The sequence below is a fragment of the Tepidisphaeraceae bacterium genome (genome assembly GCA_035998445.1).
Lineage (GTDB): Bacteria > Planctomycetota > Phycisphaerae > Tepidisphaerales > Tepidisphaeraceae > DASYHQ01.
In genome coordinates this window covers 555,843-573,852 of record DASYHQ010000018.1, presented here as the reverse complement: position 1 = coordinate 573,852, position 18,010 = coordinate 555,843, and the positions used below count along the sequence as shown (strand labels likewise).

Below are 18,010 nucleotides of genomic sequence, written 5' to 3'. Positions count from 1 at the left end.
TCGGTTTCTTTCGATCCTGCGTCTCGATAGCGGCCCTATGCGAGGCGGCAACCGCTCGCGCTGCTACGAAAGCATACCGGGCCGCCATCCGCTTCACGACCCATCAAAGAAAGCCTCCGCGGCGAATGCCGCGGAGGCTGGTGATGGTGACAGAGTTAGGACTGGTCCGCCGGTGCCACCGACGTTGGGTCGCCTAACGCCGACGCCGGCGAAGGGCGGCGAGGCCGGCGAGGCCGAGGACGGCGATGGAGGCCGGTTCGGGTACGGCTGCGGCGACGACGAGGTCGCCGGTGGACTCGGTGAAGGTGAAGATCGTCGACTCGGACGCGCCGGTCCAGATGCCGCCGATGTTCGTGAGCGCCATCGCGTCGAGGGTCACCGCGTTGAAGCCACCGGTGGACGTGATGAAGCTGAACAGGTCGTAGATGCCAGTCTGCGTCAGGTCGAAGCCGTCGATCGAGACGATGTTGAGCGTTCCACCGTAGGTGACGTTGCCGGTCGAGGTCAGGTTATCGTAATCCTCGCCGAGCGTCGCGCCACCGATCTCCATCAGCGTGGTGGCGCCGGAGCCGAGCGACAACGGTCCGACGGTGAGCTGACCGGGGCTGTTGCCGGGCGACAGCGTGCCGCCGGTCACGTTGACCGCGCCGGCGATCGCGCCGTCGCCACCCAGGGTGCCACCGCCGACGTTGATCGTCGCGGTGCCCGTGCCCGACCCGGTGGTGTTATTCACCAGGAGCTTGGCGGCATTGACCGTGATCGAGCCGCCGAAGGTGTTGTCGCCGCTGAGGATCAGCGTGCCGTTGCCAACGGCCATGTTGACGGCAGCGGTGCCGGAGACCGATCCAGTGAACTCGGCGGTAGTGTGCACCACCATCCGCATCGAAGAGATGCTGCCGTTGCCCGTAAACGTCAGCGCACCCGTACCACCGGCGGCTTCACCGAAGGTGGTGTTGTAGTTGTTAGTGTTGAATGGGGCTTTGCCGTTAAGGACGAACCCGTTCGCAATGGTCCTGCCGGTGCTATTGCTGCTGGCGATCGTAGCGGACGCGTCGCGCTGAGCCAACGTGAAAACGCCACTGCCGAGCGCGCCATCGTTACCGATGAACAGCGTGCCGGCCGCTTGGCTGACCTTCGAAACGGTGTTGACGCTGTTGAGCGTTGCCCTGCCCGCGTTGACGAGGAACTCACCGGCGCCGCTGATCTGCCCGTTGATGACCACCGGACCATTCCGCCCGTCGGCTGCCAACTTCATGTCGGTCGGGATTGATATGGGCCCGTCGAGCCGAAGCGTGCCGTTATCGCCGCTTCCGAGCCTGCTGTTGGCAGAGGTTACGTTGATGGCGTTGCTGAGGGCGTACGTCGTGCCAAAGCTGTTATTGCCCTCGAGCTTGGCATTGCCCAGTGTTATATCACTGGTACTCAGCGCCAAATTGTTGGCGACGATAAGCGTACCGGCCGAGATGGTGGTGCCGCCGGTATAGGTATTGGCTGCCCGGAGCAGCAGGGTGCCGGTTCCGAGCTTCTCCACACCGTCGTTGCCTGCCAGCACGAGGTTGACGTTGGCCGTTCGGTTCACGACGTTGATCTGCGGCACGCCTGCCGTGGTGTCCAACGTCAACACGTTGCCAGCGATCGGGCCACTGGTCAGGGTCCAATCGTTGTTGACGCTCGTGATGTCCTGAAACTTCAGGTTGCCGATCGTGCGGCTGGAGTCGAGCGAGACGGTGCGACCGCCGGTGATGTTGTAGACAAAGTTAGCGGTGCTGTCGGCGCCGTCGGCGACGATGCTGTCGAGCCAGTTGGTGTCGAGGCTCCAGACCCCGTTCGCATCGACGTTCCACGTGCCATCCGCCGCCGATGCGGACGACGGCACCGCGGCCGCGATGCTTAGCGCCGCGATGGTCGCCAGCGCGATGCGCGTCTGCGACGTAGCCTTGGAAGACACCACATTGGCCCCAGTGCCCGACCGGTGCTTGGCCGGTGATTTCAACGACATGCTCATGCGTTTCTCCCACGCCTGGATCACAAGTCGTGATCCGGCAAACCTGAACGAAGTGACTGACAGCCCCGCAACCGACAACGTGTCGTGATCGCGATCCCAGCGTTCGGAGGTGCATTCGCTGGTCAGACGGCGATCAGTTGCGTGCATTGACTATACACGCGCATGACTGCGGATTTGCGATAATCATCTATTGGATTGCGACACGCGAACGCCCTCGGAGCCGAGGATTGGGGCGGGTGGGGTGACGAACGCAAAGAAACATCACTGGCCGTGGCACGGACATCTTGCCCGTGGAGCCGCGGTGTTGGGACGTACCCGGTTCGAGGTAAAGCGCGCAAGCGATCTACTCTTGCGACTGGTCAGGAAGGTTTTTTGCTGGCGCGATCCATGATTTGGACGGAGTACCGTCCGACGTGTCGGCGTACCGACACACCTTGGGCAGGATGCCATGTCACGCTAACAACCCGCCTTAGCTACTTCTTCGACGCCTTCGCGGGACTGGTCGCGATCCCACGACGTCGATTGTTCATCGACGCCGTGGGGGTTCGACATGCGACATGCGGCTGCGGCTTACGCCAGCGAACCCAGTTCCATCTCGTGCAGGCCCTTGCCGCTGGGGACCATGGGATACACGTGCTCGTTGGGTTCGACGAAGAAGTCGACCACGCACGGGCCGGGGTGCGACAGCATCTGGTCGACCACCTTTGGCACGTCCCGCTTGTCGTCGCAGCGGATGCCCTTCACGTGGAAGGCCTCGGCCATCGCGGCGAAGTTGGGGTTGCGCATGATGCTGTTGCTGTAGCGCTTCTCGTAGAACAAGTCCTGCCACTGCTTGATCATGCCCTGGAAGTCGTTGTTCAGGATGACGATCTTCACGGGGATGTTGTACTCGGCGATCGTCGCCAGCTCGTAGCAGGTCATGAGGTAGCTGCCGTCACCGTCGATGTCGATGACGGTCTTGCCCGGCGCGCCCAGTTGAGCGCCCATGGCCGCGGGCAGGCCGTAGCCCATGGTGCCCAGGCCACCGCTGGTGACCATCTGGCGCGGGTGGCGCCAGCGGTAGAACTGGGCGGCCCACATCTGGTGCTGGCCCACGCCGGTGGTGATGATCGCCTCGCTCTTGGTCTGGCGGTTGATCTCCTCGATCACGTACTGCGGCTTGCTGTTCTTCGTGTCGTCCAGGTAGTGGAAGGGGTAGCGCTTCTTCCACGCGTTGATCGTGCTGAACCAGGCATGCCGGTCGCGATGCTCTATGTGCGGCAGCATCAGTTCCAAGCTGATCTTCGCGTCGCCGCTGACGGCAATGTCGACGTCGACGGTCTTGCCCATGCTGCTGGGGTCGATGTCGATGTGGATGATCTTCGCGTGCGGCGCGAAGCTGGCGAGGTTGCCGGTGACGCGGTCGTCGAAGCGGGCGCCGACGGCGATCAGCACGTCGCACTCCTGGACGGCGTAGTTCGCGTACGCGCTGCCGTGCATGCCGAGCATGTGCAGCGCCTTGGGGTCCAGCTCGTCGTAAGCGCCCATGCCCAGCAACGTGGTGGTGCAGGGGATGTTGCCCTTTTCCGAGATCTTGCGCACCAGCGGCCCGGCGTTGCTGATGATCGCGCCACCGCCGACGTACAGCACGGGTTTCTCGGCGCGGTTGATCGCCTCGGCGGCCTCTTCGGCCTGACGGGCGTGACCGGCGTGCGTGGGGGCCTGCTTGCGGCGGTTGAGGATGTGCTCGCGCGGGGTGTCGTCGACTTCCTCGGGCATGATGCCGGCCGAGATGTCCTTCGGCAAATCGATCAGCACCGGGCCCGGCCGGCCGCTCGTGGCGACGGCGAAGGCCTCGTTCACCACGCGCGGCAGCTCGCGGATGTCCTTGATGAGGTAGTTCCACTTCGTGCAGGGGCGCGTGATGCCCGTGACGTCCGCTTCTTGGAAGGCGTCGTTGCCGATCACCTTCGTGGGCACCTGACCACTGAAGATGACCATCGGCACGCTGTCCATCTGCGCCGTCGCCAGCGGGGTAACGGTGTTGGTGGCGCCGGGGCCACTGGTGACGATGCAGACGCCGGGCTTACCGGTGACGCGCGCGTACCCGTCGGCACAGTGACCACTGGCCTGCTCGTGGCGGTTCAGGATGAACTTGGCGGGGGTCTTGTAGAGCTCGTCGAACACCGGCAGAATCGCACCACCGGGATAGCCGAACATCACCTCGACCTTGTGCGGTCCGACCAGCATCTCATGAAGGATGCGGGCGCCGGTCTTGCCCTTGTACCGGGGTTTATCCGTTTGGGGCTTGGCGGGCTGCGATTGGATGGACGGGGGCGTCGAATCGATGAGCGTCATGTTGGATTTCCTGTGGAAAAACGGGCGGCCTAGCGTAACGGGCGGACGGCCGGCGTTCAATTGAATTATCGTAAATCGGGTGTCGTAACGGATATAAGGGCAGCCCGGTGGGTTCCGAACGGAACTGAACCGGGTGAATGGGGGGCCGGCAAAGGGCACGTAGGCCCTTTGCCGGCTATCGTACGACCACCGGAAGGGTGAGGGCGAGGTTGCGTTCGCTAAGTGCGGTGGCGGTGGTCATATCGCGTTGGACGCAGCCGGGTGCGCCGCGACCGCAGGTTCGGGTTGCCGAAAGGCAACGGCCGGTTGATCCTGCAGGCGCCGGAGCACGCTATGCACCCCGTCGTTGTTGGGGTGACGGCGCATCGGTTCATGAATGTAGTCGTCGTCGTACTCGCCGTCAAGGTCGGGCGCGATGTAACCCGGCTGGCGGGCGCGGTCCAGCTCACGGTGATACTCGGCCACCACCTGCTGCTCGATCGCCAGGCGGGCGTGCGCGTTGATCGGGTGGGCGATGTCGGTGTGCAGCTTCTGGCGGGCGCTACCGAAATGGTTGCCGTTGGCGTTGCCGCGGCGCTCGTCGAGCCGCCGGCCACAGCCGTTGCAGAATCGGGCGCGCAGGTGGTTCTTCTCGTTGCAGCGACCGCAGTGGTCGCTGAGCTTGCGCGAAGGCATGGCGAGGAAGATGCCGTCGTGCCCGTCGATCAGCTTCACGTCGCGCACGACGAAGGTGTCGTCGAACGTAAGCGAGCAAAATGCTTTGAGACGACCGCCGGTGCCACCGGACAGATTGATGCGAATTTCAGTCAGTTCCATGATGCGTACCCCATGCGTTGAGATGAACTCCGGACAGATGTGAGACAACAAATAACGATGTTCGTGACCCTGTGGTCAGGTCGAAACGAACGATCGAATAATGAACAACAGAGACGTGTAACGAACCAACAACAAACAATGAACAGGATCAGGTAAACGTCTAACTGAACGATCTGCGTTGTACCTCGTGGCATGGGCGTCTCGCCCATGCTCGTCATAAGGCCGGAAGAACAGATTTGTTTAGGCAGCCTTGGTCAGCGCGATACCCAACAAATCCAATTCTTTATTCCAGTCCACATGCATGGGCGAGACGCCCATGCCACGGCCGGAGCAGACGCCGACCTACGAATCAGCGGCTGGCCGATCTACTTCCGGACACAGCTCGACGACCTCAACTCGGCCAGTCCAACTGGCGCGGGCCTTCGAGCTGGCGTCGTCTGCCTGAGCGCGGTTGTCGAACAGCGTAAACAAACTGCTGCCGCTACCGCTCATGCGGACGATCTGGCCGAGCGATTGCTCGAGATCGGCCCGCAACGCGCCCAGTTGCGGACTGACATCGAACGCCGGCGCTTCCAGGTCGTTCACCAGCCGTTGCAGTAACGCGCCAGCGGGCAACGTGGCCCAGTTGGCCCAGTCGGGCAACGGTTCGCCATCCAATGGCGTGCCCAGCTTCATCGCGTCGAACCGCTGGTAGACGTGTGCGGTCGAGAGCGACATCGCGGGAAGAAACAGCAGCACCCACTTCGGCGCTGGCGCCGGTGCGGGCACGACCGCTTCACCACGACCCGTGCAGATGCTGCTGGGGCCGTGGAAGAAGAACGGCACGTCGCTACCGAGCGACGCGCCCAGCTCGCTCAAGCGCGTTGCCGAGAGGCGCGCGCCGTCGAGCTGATCGAGTGCGAACAGCGTGCGGGCAGCGTCGCTGCTACCGCCTCCCAAACCAGCACCGACGGGAATCTCCTTCCCCAGTACGATCGACAGCCCAGAGCCGGCCACGGAGGCTTCCCCCGTCCGCGACTGCTCGTCCACCCACACGGACGCGGCACGGGCGACCAGATTGGTTCCATCTGCGGGAACGGCAAACGTCTCCCCGACTTTGCCATCCCTTGCATCTGAAACACCCCCCGCAGTGGCCGCTGCGCCGTAAGGCGACGGCGGCGCACCGAGGTCGGTCCGCACCCTGTCCGTGGGCTCGATCGTCAGGGTGGTTCCACGACCACCCGCACGCCGAAAGTCCAAAGTGTCAAAGAGCCCGATCGTGCACATCCACGTCAGCAACGGGTGAAACCCGTCCGCCCGTACCGGGCCGACGCGCAGGTGCAAGTTGATCTTCGCCGGGGCAAGCAGACGCATACATGACAGACTTTCAGCACGAATGCTTTGCTGTCAATGCCCGCCAACCACCGTTCGCCATCGAACGCTGCTATTCAGTTTTACGACTTCTCTGTTACCGCGAAAGACGTGTACGACTTCGACAACGAAATCGACGTGAACCAACACCGCAAAGGTAATACGGGATCCGCGAAGGGTCAAACGAAAAGTGAGAATGTTCGGATTATTTGGGGCGGATGGAGAAGGCGGGTCAACTCGCCTTGGATAGCGCCGCCGCGATCGCGGGCTGCGGTTGCAGGCCGACCAGTTGGTCGACGACTTTGCCGTCGCGGAAGATGAGCATCGTCGGCAGGCTGCTGATGCGATAGGCGCTGGCGGTGCGCGGGTTGGCGTCGGTGTCGAGCTTAGCGATGACATACCGGCCGGCCGCGGCCTGGGCCAGCGCGTCGATCGTGGGTGCGAGCATCCGGCAAGGTCCGCACCACGCCGCCCAGCAGTCCACCAGCACCGGCTTGCCGCGCACGTTCAGAACCCGTTCGGCAAACGTCGCGTCCGTCACCTCGACTGGCTTGCCATCGTCGGTCACGCGCGACGCGTCTAACGGCGTCCTGCACTTGCCGCAGACCGGCTGCAGGTGCGACGGCCGCTCATCCACGCGATTTTTCTGACCGCAGTTGGGACAGGTGACGATCATGCCGCTAGTTAATCACGGCCAACGTTACGCGAGAAGAGGGAAAGTGCGGTTAGGGGCAGGGGTCAGGAGTTTGAGGTTAGAGAAGTCGTCATAGTCGACAATCGTCATCCCTGAGGTACTCCGAAGGATCTCTCCCGTATTCGCTCCGGGAAGGAAGAGATCCTTCGGAGTACCTCAGGATGACGACTCGGCCGGTGCACCAGCGTTCTGATCTGCTAACCCCTGACCCGTAACCCCCTCCACCCCCTCCTTGGCGGCCCCCATCCACGCGCGTACCATTACGGCATGATCCAACGCCGTAAGACGCGCAAGGTGACGATGGGGGACCGGGCGCATGGGTTCGTCAGCATCGGGGGCGATGCGCCGGTCGCGTTGCAGACGATGACCAGCACCTACACCTACGACATCGACGCCACTGTGAAGCAAATTAACGCGCTGCACGCCGCCGGCGCTGATCTCGTGCGCGTGGCGGTGCCGGACAAGCGCGACACTGAAGCGCTGAAGGAAGTGCTGAACCAGGTGCGCGTGCCGATCGCCGCCGACGTGCATTTTCACTTCGAGCGGGCGTTGGAGTCGATCGCGGCCGGCGTGCACAAGATCCGCTTGAACCCCGGCAACATCCAGGATCGCCCGAAGGTGGAAAAGGTCATCGCCGCGTGCAAGGAGCGCGGCATCCCCATCCGCGTCGGCGCCAACGAAGGGGGCATCGTCGAGCGCAAGGACAAGGGCGCCCGGGCCGAGGAGATGGCCGCGTTGGAACAGGACTATCGCGGGCAGATGACGAAGATCATGTGCGACAAGCTCGAGGAGTATTTGCGCATCTTCGCCGACAACGATTTTTACGACGTTGTACTCAGCGCAAAGAGCGTTGACCCGCAGATCGTGCTGCAGGCCTACCGCGAAACGTCGCGGCGGTTCGACTTCCCGCTGCACCTTGGCGTCACGCACGCGGGGCCACCCGAGACGGGCCGCATTCGCTCGGTCGCGGCGCTGTCGGGATTGCTGGCCGACGGCATCGGCGACACGATCCGCATCAGCTATGCGTCGGACCCGATCGACGAGGTGATTGACGGGAAGGAACTGCTTCAGGTGCTGGGCCTGCGGCTGCGCACCGAACCGGAACTGATCGCCTGCCCGACGTGCGGGCGCATCGAGATCGACCTGATCGCGATGATGGCCGAGGTGCGCAAGCGCATGGCCGACATCGCCGTGCCGGTGAAGATCGCCGTCATGGGCTGCGTGGTGAACGGCCCCGGCGAGGCCGAGGGCAGCGACGTCGCGGTCTTCGCGGGCAAGCACAAGGGCGTCATCTACGTGCAAGGCGAACAGGTGGCCACGGTGAGCGAGGACAAGATCCTCGATGCGCTGTTCGACGAGGTGCGCAAGTTCGCTGCCAAGGTCGAGCGCGGCGAGGCGACGCTGAAGAACGCCAAGGTCAACATCAAACCCCCCGACCCCATCGGTGAACTTGGCAGCGGCTGGGGCAAGGTGCGCAACGACCGCCTGGCGCTGCCGGTGATGCGGGGGTAGATGCTCTGACCGTGGCATGGGCGTCTCGACTATGCATGTGAGGAGGCGGATCAATTCAATTTTTGGCTATTTGCTTGGTCAACGCAGTCTGCCACCAATCTAATTTCCCATTCCAACCAATATGCATGGGCGAGACGCCCATGCCACGAGAAAGGCCTGCTCGACGTTCGTCGAGCAGGCCTTAATTTCGTCGTTCTAATTAGCCGGACATTCTATATCGCCGCGGTCTCATCACCTGCCGGGCGTTGCTGTTGCAGCGAAGTCAGCTCGTCGCGCAGTTTGGCGGCGTCCTCGTAGCGCTCGGCGGCGATCGCCTTGTCCAGCTTGCGCTGGAGCAACTCGATCGGGTCGACCGGGAGCTTCTTCTTGATGTCGCGGGCGAAACGCTTCAGCACCAGCACCTCGTTCGCGTGCTTGTACGCCTCCAACTGCCCGAACCGGCGGAAGAACTTCTTGATCGCCTTCAAGCCGGCGCGAATCGCCTCAAGCGCGTCGGCGTACTTCTCATCCTTGAACAGGATCGACGCACGAGCCCGCGCGTTCATCATCGTGATGTACGGGCGGTACTGCTCCATCACCACCCGGTCCGCCTCGCTCTGGGCGAACCGGCGGCACATGTCGAGCACGCGCAGGTTGCGGTCGGTGTCGCGCACCACACTGGGGTATTCTTCCAGGACGAAGAGGCTCAGGTAACGGTGGTAGTACATCGCCGCCTCTTCGCGAAGCGACTGGCATTGCGACCCGGTGAGGTGGAAGCCCAGTTCGGTACCGGCCTTGGTGCGGTACTCGCCGAGCTTGGTCTCGTAGTACTCCAGAAGCGATTCGTGACCGTGCGGCCGGGCGCCGTCGGGGCGGCCGGTGAGTTCCATCTGTAAGAGGCCAAGGTCCAGGCGAAGCTGAAGCTTGGGCACGCCATCGACGCCGCTCACTTTGCGCACGTTGATGGTGCCCGGCTCGTAGTCCCACCCCTTGATGACGGGGGCGATGTCCTTCGTCGGACCGCGTTCGGTTCGCCGTTGCGGTTTGGGTGTTGGTTCGTTCATTCGTTTCTCTGTCTCACGTTTGCGACCACACCTGCTTTTGTCTCGCCGAACGCTTAGGATTACCCCAAAGCGTCGGTCGGCACCAAGAAGTTAATCCGGCGTCGGCGGGTGGTCCACATACATGATAGGCGCGCCGCCACCAGAAGTTACAACCCAGCCATCGGTGCCGGCGTTACATTCGGCACAGGCGTTTAGAACGGTAATCCCATGGCAGAGCCCACGTTATTTCCCAACCCCTTGCTGCCACTGCACCAACGGGCCGACGCCGAAACGCAGGCCTACGACGCGCTGGAAATCGTGACCACCTTCGGTCATCCCGGGCGCGAATATGGGGCGATCCACGAAGGGTGCGGGCTGATGGACCTGCCCCAGCGCGGCGTGCTGGAACTGACCGGCGTCGACCGGCTGTCGTTCCTGAACAACCTCGTCTCGAACGTGACGTGGGATACGTCCAGCAAAAAGCCGATGCCGGCTGGCAGTGGCGTGTACGCGTTCTTCCTGAACCTGCGCGGCCGGATCGTCGCGGACATGAACATCCTGGACGACGGCGAGCGCACGCTGGTCGAGACTGACATCCGCAAGGTCGAACTGCTGCGGTCGACGTGGGACAAATACCTGTTCGTCGAGAAGGTGAAGATGACCTCGCAGGTGGGGCACCTGCACAGCATCGCGCTGCACGGCCCGAAGAGCGAAGAGGTGCTTCGCCACGCGACCGGCTCGCGCTTCAGGCTCGAGTCGCCGCTGGCGGTTTCGCGGGTCAGCCTGTTCGGCATTGCAGTGACCATCTTCCGCGACGACGCCTGTGGCGTGCCGGGTTACCAACTGTTGGTTCCCATCGAACACGCACCCGCGCTCTGGACGACGCTGATCGAACGCCTCGGTTTCACCGACACCGGCAAGCACCTGCTGCGCCCGATCGGCTGGGCGGCGTACAACGCGGCCCGCATCGAGGCGGGGCGACCGTTGCTCGACATCGACATGCCCAGCGCCGCGCCGGATCGCCCGGGCGCCAAGCTGAACCCCGCGGATGCCGAGACCGCCGCCGAGCCAGCCAATCCCGGCGCCGGCATCCTGCCCGCCGAGACGGGGCAGGCCGCCCGGGCGTTGAACTACTCGAAGTGCTACGTCGGTCAGGAGATCGTCGCCCGCATGCACGCGCGCAACGCGATGGCGAAGCAGCTGGTGGGCATTCGCATGCCGTCCGATGCGCTCCCCATCGCCGGCAGCCCGGTACTGGACGCCGCCGACAACGCGGTGGGCGCGGTAACGAGCAGCACCGTCTCACCGCTGCTGGGTGGCGTGGCGATCTGCATGGCGTACGTGAAGAAGCCGCACTTTGCCCTCGGGACCAAATTGAGACTGCCGGCGGAGGGGGAGATGCGGGAAGGGGAAGTGGTGGGGATGCCGTTTGTTGTTCGGGGGGAGGAAGGGACAGATCCTAAATCCCAAGCCCCAATGCCAAACAAATGACCAAGCACCAAATCCCAATAAAGTAGATCGTCATGCTGAGATATTTCGGAGGATCTCTTCTATCCGAAGCAAAAATACGAGGGAAGATCCTTCGGAGTACCTCAGGATAACGAACTGCGCGACACGCTCGCCAAGTGAACAGCTGCCTCGTTTCTCCGTGTCTGCATCTGTGCTCTCTGTGCTCTCTGTGCTCTCTGTGTCCTCTGTGGTTCAACCTCTTCTTCGCGCCACCTTCGCGCACCTTCGTGGCTAACTCTTCTTGATTGAAATACGGGGGGAGAGGCGGACGGGGGGAGAGACAGGCAGGAATGCCTGTCCTACAGAAGAGGTGAACTGCAAGTCTTGCGCAAGAAGAAGGGCCGGTGCGAATCGCGGATGACGCGAAGCGCACCGGCCCAACTTTTTCGAGCGTACGCTGCCGTTCAGGCGGGTTACCGCATGAAGATCGGCAGGCGGGTGATGTCCTGGTAGGTCGCCAGGAGGAAGACGCTGAGCAGGATCGCCAGGCCAACGACCTGCGCCACCGCCTGCACGCGCGGCGACACCGGTTTGCCCTTGATCTTCTCGATCACCAGGAACGTGAACAGGCCGCCGTCCACGATCGGGATGGGCAGGAAGTTCATCACGGCCAGGTTGGCGCTGATGATCGACAGGAACCAGATCAGCCAGACCGTGCCGCGGTCGGCGAACCGGTAGCCGGCGGCGAAGATGCCGACCGGTCCGCTGACGTTCTTGTAGCTCACGCTGCCCTGCACCATGCGTTTCACGGTCAGGTAGACCTGCAGCACCGCGTCGCGCGTCTCACCCACGCCCCAGGCGGCCGCCACGAGCGGGTTGCTCGTCTCGCGCGGTTGGCGCATCTCGTGCAGTTGGAGGTTGTGAATGTACCGCAGGTTTTCGACCTGCTTCACGTCCTCGGCCGTCGGGGTAAGCGTCTGCTCGACGGGCTTGCCGTCCACCTCACCGGTGATCGCGACGGTCTGACCAGCCTTCACGTTGCGAAGGGCCTCGCGGATGTCGCGCCAGTTGGCGACGGGTTGGCCGTTGACGGTCTGGATCGTCGTGCCGGCCGGTAGCGTGGCGCCGGTGCTGTTGGCGACGGGCTCGCTGGTCATCGGCACGTCCTGTGCGTAGTTCAGGCCTACGCCCAGGCCACGCCTGCCGTTACCGATGGGGTACGACGGCTCGATGCCGGCCACTTCGACTTCCTTGCCGTCGCGCAGCACGCGGACGGTGATCTTCTGATCGTTGGCGCCTGCGTCGGCGACGATGTCGCGGAAGGTCTGCTGCGACGGGTTGGGCCGCAGGTCGTTGCCCACGCCCACCGCCAGCACGACGTCCCGCTCCATCAGCTTACCGGCCACGGGCGAATCTTCGGGCACGCTGACGATGCTCGGGCGCATCTGCACGCCGTACATGTGCAGGTTGCCCACGAACGGTTCGGGCAGGATGGGCACCAGTTGCTCGGTGCGCATCTGGCCCTCTTCGCTGCGGATCGTCAGCTCGACCGGCTTACCACCGGACTGCTGCAGCGCGGTGTTAAGCGCGGCCACGTCCCGCACCTTGGCCTCGATGGCCGCAGTGGAGAGGTCGTCGAGGTTGGTCGCGTTGACGGACTTACCGTTGATCGCGGTGATTACGTCACCGGGACGAACGTGCTTGTAGTGCGCCGGCAACGCTTCGAACGCGGCGCGGGCAGCCTTGTCCCTGTTGAACCTGCGCGGGTTCTGGCCGCGCAGTTCGGTGGGGGCCTCGATGCCGAGCAGCAGGAAGTCGACGCCGGTCTTCTCGCTGCGTGCCGGTGCGATCTCTGCGGTGTGTTCGGTGCCGTCGGGGGCACGGTAGGTGAGCGGGTTAGGCTTGGTGGGGTCGGCCAGCGCGGTGTTGAGCTGGACCTTGGTAAAATCGTGTTGATACGTACCGTCCAAGGTCAAGATACGGTCGCCCGGCGTTAATCCAGCCTGTTGCGCCGGTGAACCGGGTTGCACTGCGCCAACGACGGCGGGCGGCGAGTTGAAGCCGACGAGGAAGACGATCATGAACCCGATCGCCGCCAGGATGATGTTCATGATGACGCCGGCCACCACGACCAGCATGCGGGCGCCGACGCTCTTGCGGTTGTAGGCGCGGGGGTCTTCAACCTGCTGGCCGGGCTTCATGTCGTCCTGGCCGAGCATCTTCACGTAGCCACCCAGCGGGATCCAGTTCAAGCGGTACTCGGTCTCGCTGATGCCCAGTTCCTGCGCGGCCTTGCTGAACTCGATCTCCGAAAACTCTTTCGGTTCCTTCAGCTGCACGGCGTCACTATGCGTCTTGGCGAGGTGGGTCTTCAGGGCGTGCTCGTAGTCGCGATTGGTACCGGCAAAGCCGAAGCGCAGGCCCAGGCCCTTGCGCCACGCCAGCAACGGTTGACCGAAGCCGACCGCGAACTGCTCGACCTTAATGCCGACGTACTTGGCGGCCAGGAAGTGGCCCAGCTCGTGCCAGAAGATGACGAAGCCGAAACCCAGTCCAAGCAACAGCCAGTTCAACGGCGTCTGAAGCCACGCGAAGAATGCATCCATGAGGCGAACTTTCGTAAGTACAGGTCGTGACGGTCGATCCGCCTACGACAGCTTTGCGACCCGCGCGTCCACGTCGGACCGGGCCCATCGATCCGTCTCGAGCAGATCGTCTATTGTCGGATTCGGCTGAACCCGGTGCGACTGAATTGTAAGCCCAACCAGTTCGGAAATCTGCGGAAAGGTGATCCGACCGGCGGCAAATGCGGTAACGGCGGCCTCATTGGCAGCGTTGAACACCGCGCCGGCGGTCCCGCCGAGCCGTGCCACCTCGTATGCCAGGCCTATGGCTGGAAACCGTACGGGGTCGGGCGGCTCGAAGTTCAGGCTGAACGGGCGCGCCAAATCCATCGGCCGGCCGAGTCCGGTGCGCCGGTCGGGGTAGGTCAAGGCGTACTGGATGGGGGTGCGCATGTCGGGGGGAGACAGTTGGGCGAGCGTCGAGCCGTCGATGAACTCCACCATTGAATGCACGATCGATTCCGGGTGAACGACGATCTCGATCTTCTCCGCGGGCAAGTCGAACAGCCAACAGGCCTCGATCAACTCCAGGCCTTTGTTGAACATCGTGGCCGAGTCGATGCTGACCTTGTTCCCCATTCGCCAGGTGGGATGGTTGAGCGCGTCGGCATACGTAGCACGCTTCAACTCATCGATTGTTGCAGTGCGGAACGGCCCACCACTGGCGGTCAGGATGACGCGCTTCACTTCACCGGCCCGACCGGCCAGCATCGCCTGGAAGATCGCCGAGTGCTCCGAGTCGACCGGCAGCACGGTCGCGCCCGACGCTTTGGCCGCGGGGATGACCACGCTGCCACCCACCACGAGCGATTCCTTATTCGCCAGCGCCAGCGTCTTACCCGCCCGCACCGCCGCGAGGGTCGCCGGCAATCCCGCGGCGCCGACGACTGCTGATAAAACGATATCCACGTCGGGCCGCTGGACGACCTCCACGAGGGCCGCGCCGCCGATCAGCACTTCGTCGGCGTGCTGGCGCAACTGCGTCAGGCAACTGGCGGGACACGAATCGTCCGTAACAACGACGACGTCCGGCCGGTGGCGTTTCGCGTGTTCCAGCAGTTTTTCCGGCTGCCGATGCCCACTGATCGCGCTCGCCCGCCATGGCAAGCCAAGGTGTTCGACCACCTGCAACGCGTTGCAACCGATCGACCCCGTAGACCCGAGAATGGCGACGTTCTTTCGCAAGGGCGGGCCACTATACCGGGCAACCGGCGCCGTCGCGAGATGGACCGTTGGCCCGAGCTTCTGCCTGCGATTTGCGGCGCGGCATCTGTCGCGCGCCAAGTTCGCCAGGTGGCCAAGTGCGCCAAGCGAGGAAGGACGGGCATGGTTCGGAAATTGGGCTAAGCGGTTTTTGCGTGAAAGCGGATCGCCTTGGCGCAGTTGGCATCTTGGCGTCCTTGGCGCGATCTTCCGCCACTTACGGTATCGAGCGATCCGAGTATATTGCGCCGCATGGAAGCACCTCAGAGCCCCATCGTCAAGTCGAAGTTGGCCCCGTTGTTGCGCCCGATCGACCGGTTTCTCTCGGCCGAGTCGGCCGGTGGCATCTTGCTGATCATCGGGGCGATCGTGGCGCTGTTCTGGGCCAACTCGCAGTGGGGCGATGGGTACCAGCACTTCTGGCACACGAAGCTCGCGATCACGTTCGGCGATTACAAGCACGCGCTATCGCTGGAACACTGGGTGAACGACGGCCTGATGGTCATCTTCTTCCTGCTGGTGGGGCTGGAAATCAAACGCGAACTGGTGATCGGCGAACTGGCCTCCATCCGCAGCGCCACGCTGCCGCTCGTGGCGGCCATCGGGGGCATGGTGGTGCCGGCGGGGCTTTACCTGGCGTTCAACGCCGGTGGGGAGGGTTCGCACGGGTGGGGCGTGCCGATGGCGACCGACATCGCGTTTGCGATCGGCGTGCTGGCGCTGGTGGGGAAGTCGGTCAGCACGTCGGTGAAGATCTTCCTGCTGGCCGTCGCGATCGTCGACGATCTTGGGGCCGTGATGGTGATCGCGTTCTTCTACACCGGTGACATCAACACCGGCGCGCTGGGGGTTGCCGGTGGGTTCCTCGCGGCACTGGTGGCGCTAAATCTGCTACGCGTGCATCGACCGTTGCCTTACATTCTGCTGGGCCTGGGCATGTGGGCGGCGACGCTCTACAGCGGCATCCACGCGACGATCGCCGGTGTGCTGCTGGCCTTCACGATCCCGGCGACGCGCCAGACGGAAGAACGGCCGTACGTCGACTACGTACGGCAACACCTGGCGACCTTCGAGCGCGAGGTGGACACCGCGCCCGACGTCATTACCGACGATCAGAGCCACTCGCTGCTGGCGATGGAGGAGGCCTCGCAGGCCGTGCAGACCCCGCTGGCGCGCGTCGAGCACGCGCTGCTGAGGCCGGTGAACTTCATCATCGTGCCGTTGTTCGCCCTGGCCAATGCCGGCGTCGATTTGCGTAGTGGTGGGACGGCGGCGTTCGGCAGTCCGGTGATGTGGGGCATTCTGGTCGGCCTGTTCGTGGGTAAGCCGCTGGGCGTGCTGGTGGCGTCGTGGATCGCAATCAAGATGGGCATCGCGTCGATGCCGACCGGTGGTACGGTCCGGCACCTGACCGGGGTCGCGGTGCTGTGCGGCATCGGCTTCACGATGTCACTGCTGGTGGCGAACCTGGCCTTCCCCGCGTCCGCAGAGCGACTGACGGCCGCAAAGGTGGGAATCTTAGCGGCGTCGGTGCTGGCGGCGGTGGTGGGCGGCCTGTTGCTGGCCACCTCCGGCAAGCGCGGCCAAGGCGTGGTCGACATGGACCAACTTACAGGTCGCCCGCGCGCGGGGGTTTAGGATTCTTGGAGGTGAGCGCTCGACTGCTTATAAGCCGTCATCTTTGCGAACACGGCGGTGTCAGCGCCGACCGTGGCATGGGCGTCTCGCCCATGCGTGTCGTGAGGGCGGAGGACACGATTAGCGTCTGCGGCCTGGTCAGCGCAGTCGCCCGCAAATGGAACTTCCCGTTCCAGTCCACAGGCATGGGCGAGACGCCCATGCCACGCGAAAGGCGAACGCGAACGTGTTCCTAAACCCTCTCAGGATGACGATGTGCTTGCGTGACTTGAACAAGTGCGCCAACGACAACCCGCCGGCATCGCTGTACCATGCCGCGCATGCAGTATCGCACGCTTGGCAGGACCGGTTATTCCGTTTCGACGATCTCCTTCGGCGCCTGGGCCGTGGGCGGCTCGTGGGGCAGCGTTAACGACGACGAGTCGCTGAACGCGATGCGCCGCGCGCTCGACCTTGGCGTGAACTTCATCGACACCGCCGACGTCTATGGCGACGGTCATAGCGAACGGTTGATCGCCAAGCTGGCCAAGGAACGCCCCGGCCAGTTCAAGGTCGCCACCAAGGCCGGTCGGCGGCTGAACCCGCACGTGCCAGCGGGGTACACGCCGGCGAACATCGAGGCGTTCGTCGACCGCAGCTTGCAGAACCTGCAGACGGACTGTCTCGACCTCGTGCAACTGCACTGCCCACCGACGGCCGTCTATTACGATCCTGCCCTGTTTGATGGGCTGGCCGACATCACGCGCAAGGGGAAGGTGCGGCACTGGGGCGTTAGCGTGGAGAAGGTGGAGGAAGCGCTGAAGGCGATCAACTACGACATCGTCGCCAGCGTGCAGATCATCTTCAACGCCTTCCGCCTTCGGCCGGTGGAACTGTTCTTCGGGGAAGCGCAACGGCGGAACGTGGGCATTCTGGCACGCGTGCCGTTGGCCAGCGGCTTACTGACCGGCAAGATCACGCGCGATACGCAGTTCGCCCGCGACGATCACCGCAACTTCAACCGCCATGGGAAGGCGTTCGACGTCGGCGAAACGTTCAGCGGCCTGGAGGACTTCGACGCGGCCCTTGCCGCGGTGGAGGAGTTGAAGTCGCTCCTGCCGCCCGGCGTTTCGATGGCAGCGTTCGCGCTGCGGTGGATCCTGATGCACGAGGCGGTCAGCTGCGCGATCCCCGGCGCCAAGCGGGCGGACCAGGTCGACGACAACGTATCGGCGAGCGATCTACCCGCTCTGTCGGATCTACAAATGAAGGCGATCGAGCAGATCTATGATCGCCACGTGCGCGGGCAGGTGCATCAGAAATGGTGAGGTCCGACCAAATCGGCTCTTCCCGTGGCATGGGCGAGACGCCCAGCCACGGG

At 63.7% G+C, this 18,010-nt stretch carries 12 protein-coding genes; 4 read left to right on the top strand and 8 right to left on the bottom strand.

The genetic code is table 11. The features are described 5' to 3' along the window. Window positions 1–193: 193 nt before the first annotated feature. The 5 genes from VGN72_09050 to trxA all read right to left on the bottom strand — a co-directional run bounded on the left by VGN72_09050 (window position 194) and on the right by trxA (window position 7,184). Complete coding sequence (locus tag VGN72_09050) at window positions 194–2,005, bottom strand: autotransporter-associated beta strand repeat-containing protein (GenBank protein HEV7299496.1); 1,812 nt, start codon at window positions 2,003–2,005, stop codon at window positions 194–196. A 570-nt stretch (window positions 2,006–2,575) separates the two neighbouring features. Then, complete coding sequence (gene ilvB, locus VGN72_09045; GenBank protein ID HEV7299495.1) at window positions 2,576–4,342, bottom strand: biosynthetic-type acetolactate synthase large subunit; 1,767 nt, start codon at window positions 4,340–4,342, stop codon at window positions 2,576–2,578. 237 nt (window positions 4,343–4,579) lie between these two features. Continuing rightward, window positions 4,580–5,158 (bottom strand): SpoVG family protein, encoded by a 579-nt coding sequence (locus tag VGN72_09040; protein ID HEV7299494.1) that lies wholly within the window; start codon window positions 5,156–5,158, stop codon window positions 4,580–4,582. 342 nt (window positions 5,159–5,500) lie between these two features. Then, window positions 5,501–6,511 carry a 4-(cytidine 5'-diphospho)-2-C-methyl-D-erythritol kinase gene (gene ispE, locus VGN72_09035; GenBank protein ID HEV7299493.1) on the bottom strand — a complete coding sequence of 337 codons (1,011 nt, stop codon included), beginning with the start codon at window positions 6,509–6,511 and terminating at the stop codon, window positions 5,501–5,503. Window positions 6,512–6,740: 229 nt separating this feature from the next. Beyond that, window positions 6,741–7,184, bottom strand: a complete 444-nt coding sequence (gene trxA, locus VGN72_09030) for a thioredoxin (GenBank protein HEV7299492.1) — start codon at window positions 7,182–7,184, stop codon at window positions 6,741–6,743. Between the two features lie 285 nt (window positions 7,185–7,469). On the opposite strand from trxA, the gene ispG reads away from it, so the two are divergent. Further along, window positions 7,470–8,714 (top strand): flavodoxin-dependent (E)-4-hydroxy-3-methylbut-2-enyl-diphosphate synthase, encoded by a 1,245-nt coding sequence (gene ispG / locus VGN72_09025; GenBank protein HEV7299491.1) that lies wholly within the window; start codon window positions 7,470–7,472, stop codon window positions 8,712–8,714. Window positions 8,715–8,926: 212 nt separating this feature from the next. Here ispG and VGN72_09020 read toward each other — a convergent pair whose 3' ends face one another. Then, entirely contained in the window at window positions 8,927–9,757 is an 831-nt protein-coding gene (locus VGN72_09020) for a UvrB/UvrC motif-containing protein (GenBank protein HEV7299490.1), read from the bottom strand. Between the two features lie 207 nt (window positions 9,758–9,964). On the opposite strand from VGN72_09020, the gene VGN72_09015 reads away from it, so the two are divergent. Beyond that, window positions 9,965–11,227, top strand: coding sequence for a glycine cleavage T C-terminal barrel domain-containing protein (locus VGN72_09015; GenBank protein ID HEV7299489.1), 1,263 nt, complete (start codon window positions 9,965–9,967; stop codon window positions 11,225–11,227). Between the two features lie 431 nt (window positions 11,228–11,658). Here the strand turns inward: VGN72_09015 and rseP are convergent, their stop codons facing one another. Both rseP and dxr read right to left on the bottom strand, forming a co-directional pair. Then, on the bottom strand, window positions 11,659–13,791 hold the full coding sequence (gene rseP, locus VGN72_09010) for an RIP metalloprotease RseP (protein ID HEV7299488.1): 2,133 nt from the start codon (window positions 13,789–13,791) through the stop codon (window positions 11,659–11,661). A gap of 42 nt (window positions 13,792–13,833) precedes the next feature. After that, window positions 13,834–14,994: a 1-deoxy-D-xylulose-5-phosphate reductoisomerase gene (dxr, locus tag VGN72_09005; GenBank protein ID HEV7299487.1), complete on the bottom strand. Its 1,161-nt coding sequence runs from the start codon at window positions 14,992–14,994 to the stop codon at window positions 13,834–13,836. A 270-nt stretch (window positions 14,995–15,264) separates the two neighbouring features. On the opposite strand from dxr, the gene nhaA reads away from it, so the two are divergent. Both nhaA and VGN72_08995 read left to right on the top strand, forming a co-directional pair. Beyond that, a complete protein-coding gene (gene nhaA, locus VGN72_09000) occupies window positions 15,265–16,650 on the top strand; it encodes a Na+/H+ antiporter NhaA (GenBank protein HEV7299486.1) in 1,386 nt (461 codons plus the stop codon). Between the two features lie 311 nt (window positions 16,651–16,961). Further along, the gene (locus VGN72_08995; GenBank protein HEV7299485.1) at window positions 16,962–17,957 is read left to right on the top strand and encodes an aldo/keto reductase; all 996 of its coding nucleotides are present in this window, start codon (window positions 16,962–16,964) and stop codon (window positions 17,955–17,957) included. Window positions 17,958–18,010: the final 53 nt, after the last annotated feature.